The organism is Cohnella caldifontis (genome assembly GCF_029360585.1).
Lineage (GTDB): Bacteria > Bacillota > Bacilli > Paenibacillales > Paenibacillaceae > Cohnella > Cohnella caldifontis.
In genome coordinates, this window is record NZ_JAQZSJ010000015.1 from 1 (window position 1) to 12,345 (window position 12,345).

General features: G+C 57.1%; 9 protein-coding genes. All 9 read right to left on the reverse strand.

Annotated features, from left to right (window positions below; genetic code table 11):
• Nucleotides 1-168: 168 nt before the first annotated feature.
• The 9 genes from PTZ19_RS18400 to PTZ19_RS18440 all read right to left on the reverse strand — a co-directional run bounded on the left by PTZ19_RS18400 (nucleotide 169) and on the right by PTZ19_RS18440 (nucleotide 12,338).
• Nucleotides 169-1,452, reverse strand: coding sequence for a hypothetical protein (locus PTZ19_RS18400; RefSeq protein ID WP_276356560.1), 1,284 nt, complete (start codon nucleotides 1,450-1,452; stop codon nucleotides 169-171).
• A gap of 281 nt (nucleotides 1,453-1,733) precedes the next feature.
• Nucleotides 1,734-3,170, reverse strand: a complete 1,437-nt coding sequence (rlmD, locus tag PTZ19_RS18405) for a 23S rRNA (uracil(1939)-C(5))-methyltransferase RlmD (RefSeq protein WP_276356561.1) — start codon at nucleotides 3,168-3,170, stop codon at nucleotides 1,734-1,736.
• The gene (locus PTZ19_RS18410) at nucleotides 3,167-4,123 is read right to left on the reverse strand and encodes a diacylglycerol kinase (protein ID WP_276356563.1); all 957 of its coding nucleotides are present in this window, start codon (nucleotides 4,121-4,123) and stop codon (nucleotides 3,167-3,169) included. Before PTZ19_RS18410 ends, rlmD begins: the two co-directional genes overlap by 4 nt.
• Nucleotides 4,124-4,142: 19 nt before the next feature.
• Nucleotides 4,143-4,949, reverse strand: a complete 807-nt coding sequence (locus PTZ19_RS18415) for a sirohydrochlorin chelatase (RefSeq protein WP_276356565.1) — start codon at nucleotides 4,947-4,949, stop codon at nucleotides 4,143-4,145.
• A gap of 140 nt (nucleotides 4,950-5,089) precedes the next feature.
• Nucleotides 5,090-6,715 carry an ABC transporter substrate-binding protein gene (locus PTZ19_RS18420; RefSeq protein WP_276356567.1) on the reverse strand — a complete coding sequence of 542 codons (1,626 nt, stop codon included), beginning with the start codon at nucleotides 6,713-6,715 and terminating at the stop codon, nucleotides 5,090-5,092.
• 92 nt (nucleotides 6,716-6,807) lie between these two features.
• Nucleotides 6,808-7,737: a carbohydrate ABC transporter permease gene (locus tag PTZ19_RS18425; RefSeq protein WP_276356569.1), complete on the reverse strand. Its 930-nt coding sequence runs from the start codon at nucleotides 7,735-7,737 to the stop codon at nucleotides 6,808-6,810.
• 36 nt (nucleotides 7,738-7,773) lie between these two features.
• Complete coding sequence (locus tag PTZ19_RS18430; protein WP_339329341.1) at nucleotides 7,774-8,748, reverse strand: ABC transporter permease; 975 nt, start codon at nucleotides 8,746-8,748, stop codon at nucleotides 7,774-7,776.
• Nucleotides 8,749-8,916: 168 nt separating this feature from the next.
• Nucleotides 8,917-10,518 carry a response regulator transcription factor gene (locus PTZ19_RS18435; protein ID WP_276356709.1) on the reverse strand — a complete coding sequence of 534 codons (1,602 nt, stop codon included), beginning with the start codon at nucleotides 10,516-10,518 and terminating at the stop codon, nucleotides 8,917-8,919.
• 2 nt (nucleotides 10,519-10,520) lie between these two features.
• Complete coding sequence (locus PTZ19_RS18440; RefSeq protein WP_276356571.1) at nucleotides 10,521-12,338, reverse strand: cache domain-containing sensor histidine kinase; 1,818 nt, start codon at nucleotides 12,336-12,338, stop codon at nucleotides 10,521-10,523.
• Nucleotides 12,339-12,345: the final 7 nt, after the last annotated feature.

Genomic DNA, 12,345 nt, shown 5'->3' on the forward strand with positions numbered 1-12,345 from the left:
AATCCTTGCTGCTACTGCATTTTTCAATTGTTCAGCAAGCCCTAAATAAGTTTCCTCTGCAATTACACCATAATTCAAGTACATGTACGTTAGACCAATAAAAAGGGAATTTTGTTTTTATACGCTACTAAAGCTCTGGGAGAAGTCCTTAACTATCAATTTTCTGATTTACAGCGTATATGAAAACTGCAAGTAATCGTCCAAGGATTTAATCTCTTTACCAGAACTTTTATCCGCTCCGTATTTACCATCATCCCAAGAAACCATTCTGTTCGGGATAAAGGTAGCTCCATCAAAAATGAACCGAACTTGCATGTTAAAAATACTCCTGCCTTCATTCCTAGCACTCAAATCTGCCGTGATAGCTAGTTCCTTCTGTGCTTCGTCCAGTTCAAAATGTCCAAAAGAGATCAAGTCAATTGGATACATTGTATTAGGAGCGCCACCAGTGGCACTTACGTCATGTGCCCGACGATGCTCGCTATCGATAAACTTTCCCGATCCATCAGAAGCAATCTGAAGCGCTAGAGTGCCTTGTAGGATGGAAGTATATTTTTCTGGTGAAAAAACGCGTTCCCAACGGTTGTTGGCTCTTCTAAGAATGACAACATCTTCGTCCAAATTTACTTTCAGAAGTATGGTTCCTTGAAAAGCAACAGCTTCAACAAAACCGTTTTGATAATAGTTAGAGCTTCCTTTATGGTCATGATCACAAAGGAGGATCGACTCTCCATCAATACTCAGATCGACTTTCCCATAGTTTGGTTGCTTGGCCGGATCATAGTAGTAAACAAGTTTGACATCGAGTTTTTTGTCGCTGCCTATCTCGACCTTATTGTCAAACAACACTTTCCCGTTGATCGGTGAAGATTTATCTTGGCCGACATATATGATTTCCCCCTCCTGGATATAACCGACATGAAGCAACTGCAATAATTCCAACGGCTGATGAATATTGATACTGCCCCCATGATGAGTAAAAGGCTGTGACTTCAGTTGCACTTCATGGCCGTTCTGGAACACGTGATAAATTGCGTTGGCCCCCTCGGCAAATTTCAAATACTTTAAACTTTCTTGGCGGCTCGTATCTAACCTAAAAGCGACCATATTGTCCTTGTTACCGATTTTCAACTCATAAGGTACTATGAAATCCTTGAATTGCTTCGGTTTTTCACTCTCCTGAACAGGAATTCCGAACGCCTTGGACACTCCAAGCAATGACCAACCGAATTCGTTTTCTCGTAGTTCTTTATGCAGCATGCCTTCAAAAACGAAGCCGGCGTACTCATCGCTTGGAACGGTTTTGGTATAAGCAGGCGCTCGTTTCAATTCATGAGATTGCGTAGGCTGTTGTGTTTGAGTTGCTGGCTTTTGGATAGATTCTGACTTATCTTCGCATCCGAACAAGAGAAGTATAACGGTGAAAAATATGATAAATCGTTTTCTGCCCATTATGAAACCTCCGATCCACGGTATCTTCAATCCAATAGACGGAGGCGGTGAATTATAAGTTGCGTATATGACATAAACTGCCCGGCCCGTTTAGTTTAATCCCTAACTGGCAGTGTAGTAATCTCATACTAATGAATTCAACATATCTACGCACCCGACGTCCAAATCAAGGTCCAAGACGACGGAAACCTCGATTTTGTCCTTGAGCACCTTATTTTTGAAGTCGCTGCCGTCCTTCGTAAAAGTCATAAGTCGCGCAAAGTGTTGAAAACAAAGGATTTCTACGTATCGATTCGTTGTATTCCTATTACGCACTCCACATGTCCCGTCTGCGGGAACATATCCACCGGCTGCACCTCTACCGTGCGGTAGCCGCCGTCTTCGAGCAGCCGCAAGTCCCGCGCCAACGTGGACGGATTGCACGACACGTACACGATGCGCTTCGGCCGCAGCTCCAGCATCGTGGCGATCAGCGCGGGGTCGCAGCCTTTGCGCGGCGGGTCGACGACGATGACGTCGGGCTTCACGCCGGATTTCTGCCAGCGCGGCAAGACGGCTTCGGCGCGGCCGACGGCGAACTCGGCGTTGCCGATGCCGTTCAGCGCCGCGTTCCGCCTCGCGTCCTCGATTGCCTCCGGTACGATCTCGACGCCGTAGACGCGGCGGGCATGCCGGGCAAGAAACAGCGTGATCGTCCCGATGCCGCAATAGGCGTCCACCACGGTCTCTTCCCCGCTCAAGCCTGCGAACTCCACCGCTGTCCTGTACAGACGCTCCGTCTGCTCCGGATTCACTTGAAAGAAAGAACGTGCCGAAATCGCGAAACGGATGTCCCCGATCTCGTCATAGATGACGTCTTCGCCCCACATCGTGCGGGTGATCTCGCCGAATACAACGGATGAGCGCATCGTGTTAACGTTCTGCACGATGCTGGCCACGCCCGGCACCCGCTCACGGATCAGCGCAATCAGTTCCATTTCCCGGGGAATTTCGCGTCCGTTCGTCACGAGCACGACCATGCGCTGGCCCGTCGCTGCGGCATTCCGCACGACGACGTGCCGCAACAGCCCCCGCCCCGACGCCCGATCATAAGCGGAAATGCCGAGCGTCCGAGCGGATTCCTTCACCGCTCGGACGGTTTCCTCGTTCTCCTCCTGCTGGATCAAGCAAGCCTCCATCTCCACGATGTCATGGCTGCCTTCCTCGAAAAAACCGCCGATCAGCCCCGCTTCCCCGCGGCCGATCGGCACTTGGGCTTTGTTGCGGTACCGCCAGGGATCCTCCATGCCGATCGTCGGATGCACGACGACCGGCTCCCGGCCCGCAGCCGCCGAACCGTCGCCACCAGCGGCTTCTTCACCTGCAACGGGCAGCTTGCCGATGCGCGCGAGATTGTCCACGACGTGCCGCCGTTTCCAATGCAGCTGCGCCGGATAGTCGAGATGCTGAAGCTGGCAGCCCCCGCAAACCTCGAACAGCGGGCAAGGAGCCGAGCGCCGCTCGGGACTGGCCGCCAGCAATTGCGTCACCCGCGCCCTGCCGAACGATTTGCCGACGCTGACGACTTCCGCGCGTACACGCTCCCCCGGAAGCGCGCCATGAACAAAAAGGGTAAAGCCCTGGTACCGGCCTACCCCTTCTCCCTCATGCGTCAAACCGACGATTTCGCATTCCGCGACTTGCCCCGTCCGTACCGGGATCCCGCGTTCTCCGCTCATGACGGCAAGCTCCGAACATTTCCGTTGCCGCTGCCCCGACGATAGGAAGACTCCCCTTGCTCGTCCACGATCACGTTCAAATGGGACGCCAGCATCGTGAACTTGCAGGGCAGCGTCCCCCCGAATTCGCCGTCCAAATTCAATTGGACCCGGCTGTCCGATTCGACTTCGATGCTGTCGCTCTGAAAATAAATGAAATGGGGATCATGCTTGACGGCTTCCCCGCGTATGACCATCGTCGCCATCCGGATGAACTCCGCGATATTGCATTTGCGCAAGGCGATAACGTCGAACACGCCGTCGTTCGTGCTGGCGTCCGGAGCCAGCCGGTCGAAACCGGCGACGGAGCTGCTGTTGGCGATCAGGAACAGCATGAGCTCCTCGTCGATTTCCTCCGCCCCGTTCGCTTTGATTTTCATACGCACCGGCCGAAGGTTGGTGATTTTCTCCAGACCCTTCATATAATAAGCGAGTTGTCCGACCATCGTTTTCAGCTTGCTCGGGACTTCGTACGTGAGTTCCGTCAGGGAGCCGCCGCCCGCGATGTTGATGAAATATTTGTCCCCGGCTTTGCCGACGTCCACCGGCACCGTATAGCGGCGGACGATCAGATCGCACGCGTCCGCCCAATTCCTCGGAATGCCGTGGGCGCGCGCGAAATCGTTCGTCGTGCCGAGCGGGAGAATGCCGAGCGCCGGCCGGCTGTCATGCTCGGAGAGTCCGGAGACCACTTCGTTCAGCGTCCCGTCGCCGCCCGCGGCGATCACGATATCGTATCCCCGCCGGGCCGCCAGCAGAGCCGCCCGCGAGGCGTCCCCTTCCCCTTCCGTCGCGTGGCAGGACGTCTCGATGCCGCCCCGCTCCAGCCGCTGCAGAATGGCAGGCAATCTTCTTCTCACTTCCTCGCGCCCGGAAGTCGGATTGTAAATCAACCTCGCTCGTACGGTGTCCAACTCGATCCCCTCTTTTTTCTCAAACCTGTAAATCCGAATCGCCGAAACCGAAACCGCGAAGCCACTCCGCCGCCTGCCGCCGAACCCAGCCGACGGCCAGCGGATGGGGCATCAGCGCGCGCCCGTCGTACCGGCAGCCAAGACCCTCCAGCCGGCGCGGAATGACTTCTTTCGTAAAATAACCCTCGCTCAGAAACACGGGAACGGCCAGCACTTCGACCCCGCTCCCCTGTCTCTCCCGCAGGGCGCGGACCGCCGTCGCCGCCATGTCCGGCCGGAGCGTCGCCCATTCCGCGTCCGCGTAACCGCCCGCTTCCTTCACTTTCGAAGCGAGCGACGACAATCCCTTGATCCAGGCCTCCCGAAATCCCGGCCATTCGCTGCCGTGCCCGATCAGCAGCACGCACTCCTTGGCGGGATTCCGGGACAAGCCGGACACCCGCTCCCGCAGGATGTCCGCGAACTCCGGATCGTCGTCCACCGGTCTGCCGTAAGACAGACGCGCCGAGACCCGGAAAGGCTGCAGCTCCGTCTCCGTTCCGGCTTCCGGATAAGCGCCCAGCGCCCAGCCGATCTCGTCGACGTGCGTGCTTCCGGAGGAAACGAACAAAGGAACCACCAGCAGGTCGGTGACGCCCGCCGCTTCCATCCGATCCAGTCCGTCCTGGATCAACCGTCCTTCGACGAGCTCCAAAAACGCGGCCGCCATCGGAACAGCGTCCGGCAATTCGGCCCTCGCGGCCATCACCGCGTCGTCGACATGCGCCACCCACCCGCTTTCCCGCGAGCCGTGGCTGATGACGAGAATCCCGGGTTTGCGAACCAAGCGTTATCCCCTCTACGATACTTCTCGATATGATAATGCTAGCCAATGCGCAGCGGAAAGTCAACGAGAACGAAAACCGCCGGCTGAACCGGCGGTTTTCGCGTTCCGAACGGCATCCGGCCGTTCGCGGATATGCGGTTTTATTTCTTCGAAGCGATGAAAGCGTCGAGCTGTTTCTGCTTCTCTTCCAGCACTTTGTCCAGCCCGTTGGCTTTCTCTTTGTCCCACCATTCCTGCGCTTTGGCCGGGTCGATGGAGCCCGTTTCCAGCGCGGCGGCGTATTGCTTTTTGACGTTGATCAGGTTGGTCACTTGCGATTTCACCGGTTCGACGTCGAACGTGAAACCGAGCGCGGGCGACTTATGCGCGCCGTCGTTGAACTTCTTGAATTGATCCCATTTGTCGGCGGCTTCCGTCTCGAACGTATAGTTCAGGAATTGGTTGCCCAGCTCCCAAGCGACGCCCGGGTTGTAGTCCGCGGCTTTCGGACCCGCTTTGATCACGTTGTCCGACACCTTCACGTAGTGCTCGCCTTCGATGCCGAAGTTGATCAGGTTGTTCAGGTATTTGTCGGAGTGAAGCAGGTTGATGAACATCATGGCGCGAGCCGGATCTTTGGACGTCGAGGAAATGCCCAGCATGGCGCCTGCCGTCTCGCCCGTCGATACCGTCCGGGGCCCGATTTCGATCTGCTTCAGCTTGCCCGCCATGTTGATTCCGTTCGCCATCTCGGCGTCTTTGCCCGGTTTCAGCGAAGACGGAATCATGAATACGTCGCCTTTCTTCATGGCGTCTTGCGGGCCGACCGTGGTCGTAGCCGCGTCGCGGTTGATCAGGCCTTCTTGGAAGAACTTGCGGGTCAATTGCAGTTGATCCATGTATTCTTTGTCGTCGAAACGGGTAATGACCTTCGTGTCTTCGCCGTCTTTGCGGACGATGCCGTCAATGTCCGTGTTCCCCAGGTAATCCAGCTGCGAGAGATAGTGGGAGTTGAACGTTTCGCCGTCCTTGAAGAACAGCGGGGTGATGTTCGGCTTCTTCTCTTTGACCGTTTTCAGGATCGGTTCGAGATCGGCGATCGTTTTGACGTTGTTGAGCTGGTCCGTCAGGCCCAATTCTTGGGCGATATCGACGCGGTAGATGACGCCGCCTTGCGCCGCCAGCTCTTTGTTCGTCGGGATGCCGTAGTTGAAGCCGTTGATTTTCGCGCCTTCCAGGAAGGCGGGATCCAGCGAGCTCAGGATGTCCTTGCCGTATTGCTCCAGCAGGTTGCCGACTTTCTGGCCGTTCGCTTCCAGGTTCGGATCGTTCAAGGCCAGGAATCCGCCCTTCGCCACGTTGTTGGAGTGGCCGTTCCACTGGGCCGTGAAGACGACGTCCATCGCTTCGCGGGACGCGATCATCATCGGCATCTTCTGGTCGTATTGACCCCAGTCGAGCGTGGAGAGCTTGACCGTCGCGTTGATCTTGTCCTTCAGATACTCGTTGATTTTGGCTTCGACGGCCGGCGCGTCTTTCTGCGCGGGACCTTCCCAGATGATTTTCAGCTCGTACGGCTGCAGGTCCGCTGCGCCCGTATCCCCGGAGCCCGAGGAAGAAGACGGAGAAGCGGAGCTCTCCGACGGCGACGCGGAAGACGCCGACGGGGACGAGGACGCTTCCTCTTTCTTGCCGCCGCCGCACGCCGACAAGACGAGCGAGAACGTCAAGACGAGCGCGACGAGCAGGATAAAGCCCTTGCCGAATTTGGTGCTCTTACTGAGCATGTTGCTGCCTCCCTTATAAATGTTCCTGATTTATGCTCAACCGGCCGGTAACCGGATGGAGCCGTACGTTAGCGAAACCCGCGAGCCGCCCGTCAGCCCTTGACGGCGCCGACGGTCAACCCTTTGATGAAAAACCGCTGGAAGAAGGGATACGCGAAGACGATCGGCCCGATTCCGATGACCGCCATCGCCATCCGGACCGTTTCGCTCGGCATTTGGAAATTCGGGTTTTGCGCCAGAATCGCCGCGTAGGCGGTCGAGTTCGAGCTCAGGTACTGCAAATCCTGCAAAGCCTTGTACATCCGGTACTGGATGTTGATATGCACGTTGTCGTTGACGAACAGCATGCTCATGAACCAGTCGTTCCAATAGTTCAGCGTGCAAAGCAGCCCGACGCTCGCGAGTACCGGGAGGGAAAGCGGAAGCACGATTTGCGCGAAAATGCGCCATTCGCCCGCCCCGTCGATTTTCGCGGATTCCAGCAGCTCCGTCGGCACCGAATTGGTGAAGAACGTCCGCATGACGAGCACGAAAAACGCTTGGATGAGATAAGGGATCATGAGCGCGAGCACCGAATTTTGCAAATGCAGGTACTGCGTATACATGATGTAGAAAGGAACGAGCCCGGCGTTGTACAGGATCGTGAACACCATGACGAACGAGAAGACGCCCCTATGCTTGAAATCCCGCCGGGAGATGGGGTAGGCGTACAGCGCCATCATGGCGAGCGAGGCGAGCGTCCCGGCCACCGTGACGAAGATCGAGATCCCGTAGGACCGCACGACGTTGACCCAGTCGTTCAGCAGGAAGTCGTAAGCCGCGAGATTGAGCTTATCCGGAAACAAGCTGTACCCGTTCACCAGAACGGTTTTCTCGTCCGAGAAGGAAACGACCAGAACGAGCAGCAGCGGAAAAATGCAGATAATCGTATAAATGATGAAGAATACGTTAATGGCCGCGTCGGCGGGCTTGGAAATCTCGGAAGACGAGTACGCCTTGCGTTTGCCCGTCAATTCGCTCATGGTAAGCAACCTCCTAAAGACCAGTCCGGTCGTGAATTAGAACAAGGCGTCTTCTTTGCTGATCCGCCGGATGACCAAATTGCTGCACAGCACCAGCACGAAGCCGATGACCGCCTGGTAGAGCCCCGCCGCCGAAGACATGCCGACATCCCCGGTGACGATGAAGCCTTGGTAAACGTAAGTATCGATGACGAGCGTCGTATCGTAGAGCGAACCGGCGTTGCGGGTGACTTGATAGAACAAGCCGAAGTCCGCGTAAAAAATTCTGCCGATCTGCAACAGAGTAAGCACGATGATGACCGGGCGGATCAAAGGCACGGTGATCGTCCAGATCTGCCGCCATTTGGAGGCTCCGTCCAGCGTGGCCGCTTCGTAATATTCCTGGTCGATCCCGATGATCGCCGCCAGATAGAAAACCGCGTAATAGCCGATGCCTTTCCACGTATTGACGATCGGCAGGATAACCGTCCACCACTTCGGTTCCGTGTACCAGTCGATCGTGCGTTCGGCGCCGAACCAAGGAAGGATCGTTTTGTTGAGCATGCCGATTTCCGGATTCAGAAACCCGTACACCAGGTACGTGATGATGACCCACGACAAGAAGTAAGGCAGGAACATCATCGTCTGGTGGAATTTCGCCGCCTTCCGGCTGCGCATGGCGTTGAACATGAGGGCGAACGCGACGCCGACGACCATGTTGAGGAAGATGAACGCGGCGTTGTACAGGATCGTGTTCCGGGTAATCTTCCAGGCATCCGAAGCGTTGAACAGGTAATCGAAGTTCTGGAAGCCGACCCACGGACTCTTCCAAATGCCTACCTGATAGTTCACGTTTTTAAAGGCGATCACGGAACCGATCATCGGGAGATAGTTGTTCAGCAGAAGGATGATGAGCGCGGGCGCCATCATCAGATAGAAGACGCCGAATCTCCGCCAGTAGCCCTGATTCTGCTTGGTCTTCCTTGCCGGCTGCGGCACGGGAGGCGCAGCCGTTTGCATCGCTTGATCCATTTTCATTTTCCTTTTCGAAAAACGTTTTCTTTTATCTTACAGACCCGGCACGTTTTTCATCTATCTATTCCCGTGACTTACATAGCACATTTGTGATATCGGACGGCGGCGCGGCCGTACCATGCGCGAAAACCGCCGTGCAGCGCGGCGGTTTTTCGTATAGCGCCCTTACAGCGCCCGATGGTTTTTGCGGTAATCCTGCGGGGTCGCGCCCGTCATCTTTCTGAACAGCTTCGCGAAATAGGAGAAATGCGTATACCCCAGCTCGGACGCGATGTCGCTGATTTTGTCGTTCGTGCCGGCCAGCCGCTCCTTGGCTCTCTCGATCTTGGCATGCGTGATGTAATCCCACAAGGACATGCCCGTCTCTTTCCGGAACAGGCGCGATACGTAAGCCGGGTTGCGGTACACCGCGGCGGCGATCTCGTCCCGGCTCATTTCCCTATGCAAGTTGTCTTGGATGAACGATTGGATTTTCGAAATGATGGCGGAAACGTCGCGCTGCCGGCCTTGGAAGGCGTCTCCCGCTTTCTGGATCAGATCCAGCGCCCATGCCAGCAGCTGCTGGTGCGTCCGCAGCGACTGTCCCGCGTTCAGATCGGCGGCGTTAATCGTATGGTAAACCGATACGCCTTTCCGATAGGCGACCTGAAACAGCATGTGGACGAAGCCGAAATAGAATAGTTCCAGCGTCTCCCGGCTCGGCGCGGACGAGCGGAACTGCCCCGCGTAGTCGGCCAGGGCTTTCGAGAGCTCCTCCGTTCTCCCCCCGTCCAGAAGCAAGCCCCATTCGCCGAACGGGGGCAGCGTGAAGCCCGAACCGACGGAGGCTTCCCCCTCCGCGTTCCGGATGTCGATGACCGCTTGCAGCGTCGACGTGTTGACGCGCTCGGCCTGTTGCAACCGCTCCAGCTCGTCCGCCAGCCTGTCGACCCGCACGGATTCCCCCAGATAGCAGGACACCCTGCAGTGGAAATAATCCCGGCAAGCCGTCACGTACTGCCGGCAGCGTTCGTGCAGCACCGCCCGGTCTACGGCGACGCCGTCCGGCAAGTAAAGCAGCAGCAGGTTCAGATCGCTCCGATCCTGCAGCACCGCGCCCGGCCATTCCGCCAGGATCGTCTCGGCGGCCGCTTTGCGGATCGCGTATTCCATGATGTTCTCGTCCCGCGCGTCCAGCTCGACGTCCCACTGCTCGATGCTGATCAGCACGGGCTGCACGCCGTCTTCCGCACCGAGCGGAATGCCGTACAGCTCGAATTGGCGGCGGAGAAGTCCCGGCGACAGCGGGAGCCGGTTCGCCAACAAATCCTGCCAGAACCGCTCGACCAGAATCGGCAGCTGGCTTGACCATTGCCGGCGGTACTCGCCCAGCGTATGCTCGAAATCCTGCCGCTGCCGCCGCTCCTGGATTTCCCGAACCGCCCGCCCGACGATGCCTTTCAGCACGTCGTGATCGATCGGTTTCAGCACGTAATCGAAGGCGCCGAGGTGAAGCGCTTCCTGCGCGTAGTCGAATCGGGCATGTCCCGTCAAGAATACCGTGACCGTCTCCGGCCGGTGTTCCTGCATCCAGCGCAGCAACGTCAAGCCATTGGCGCCCGGCATCTCGATATCCGAGATGACGAGATCCACTTGCCGCCCCGTCAATACGGCCAAGGCGGCATCGACGCTGTCGGCCTCCAGGATTTCGGCAAACGGCAGATCGCTCCAGTCGATCCCTTGCGTGATCCCCCGGAGCGCGTAAATTTCGTCGTCCACGACCAACATGGTCAGCACGCGGTCCCCTCCCTGTTTTCCTCGTCCGGCTGACGTGCTCCGGAATCTTCCAGCATGGCGCGACGGTTCACGGGAAGGCGGACTTCGACGATCGCGCCGACGTCGCCGTCACCGTTCCGGAATGAAATTCCGCCTTCGTCCCCGTACAGCATTTTGAAGCGGCGCAGGATGTTCCAGATGCCCAGGTGCTGCTCTCCGGAGCCTTCCAGGTAAGTGCCGTTGTTCAAATCCTCCAGCATCGCGGGCGGAAAGCCCGGGCCGTTGTCCCGGATCGTCAGCCGCACGTACCGGTCCGGTTCCAGGGGGTCGTCTTCGGAAACGATCGACACCCGGAAGGCCGTGCCGTCCTGCTTGCGCTGGTTGAAGCCGTGCAGGATCGCGTTTTCCACGAACGGCTGCAAGAGCAGCGGCGAGATTTCGCCGGGCAGATGCTTGGGACTCACCGAGATTTCGTATTCCAGCTTGTCCAAGTACCGCAGTTTCTGGATTTCCATGTAGTGCCCGATATGGCGGATTTCGTCCTCCAGCCGGACGGCCGTCCGGTGGCTGTGCATCAAGAAACGGAAATAATCTGCCAAGTGCAGGGACAGCTTCTGCACGCTCTTGAAATCTTTCAAGGCCGCCAGATTGTAGATGATGTTCAAGCTGTTCATATAGAAGTGCGGGTTGATCTGCACTTGCAAATGCTTGTACTCCGCCCGCTGCACCCGCAGCTGCTCCTCGTACACGTCGATTTTGAGCTCTTCGATCTGCTGCGCCATATGGTTGAAGGTCGTCGCCATGATCGAGAACTCGCTGCCCTCGGGATACGCGGGAAGCCGGACGTTGAACTGCCCCCTGCCCAACTTGCGCATGCCGCCGATGAAGCTGACGAGAGGGCGGAACATGAACCGCTGCAGGAACAGCACGTAACCGGTCACGACGGCGGCGGACAGGAGCGGAATCCAGAAGTACAGCATCTTTTGGAAAAACGGCAGGTTCTTCAGGATGTAAGGCTCCGTCGTCACGATGACGTAATGGAGGTCCGCGTAATGGGAAGGCTGCGTGAACGCGAGATACGATTTATCGTTCCAGCGGATCGATTTCACCGAACCGTCCTGGTGCAGGATGGCGGCCCGGAAAGCGGCGTCCTGGCCGGGGGGCGGATCGCCCGACGTGAGCACGTTGCCTTGGGAGTCGACCATGTACACGGCGCCTTCGGGTCCGACGTCGAACGTCTGCAGGACGGAGTTCAACGTGTCGAGGCGCAGGAGCGCGCCGGCGTACAAGCCGAAGTCCAGGCCCACGACCTTGACGAGGTAGTTGGAGGCGCCGGGAATGCTCACGAGTTCCCACTGCTCGTTGCTCGTTTTTTGCCGGTAGGCGATCGTCGTGGCGTAATCTTTAAGGAAAGCGTCGAGTTCGGGAGATTTGTAGCCGTCCTGGGTGGCGAAGAACGGAAGGTTGTCCTTGTTGGAGAAGGCGAAAAACGTATCGACCATTTTATAGTAGCTGGTATCCAGCACGAACCGGTTGTACACCCGCAATTTGGCCAGCGTGAAATCGGGGTCTTCCGGAGACAGCGTTTTCACTTGCAGCAAATCCGAATCGTTGACGATGCCGAGCTGGATCAGGAAATTGTACGTGCTTTTAAGCACCTCGTCGTTGGCTCTGACCTGCACGGCCATCAGGTTGTTGTAGTGAAGCGAGACTTGATCCCGGACGATCCGGGTCGCGTACAGGTTGTTGTAAATGAGGAAAACGACGAGGGGGGCGACGATGAGAAAAAAAACGAATACGGTTCGGAAACGCACGGACTGCCAGAACTTCATCTCTGCC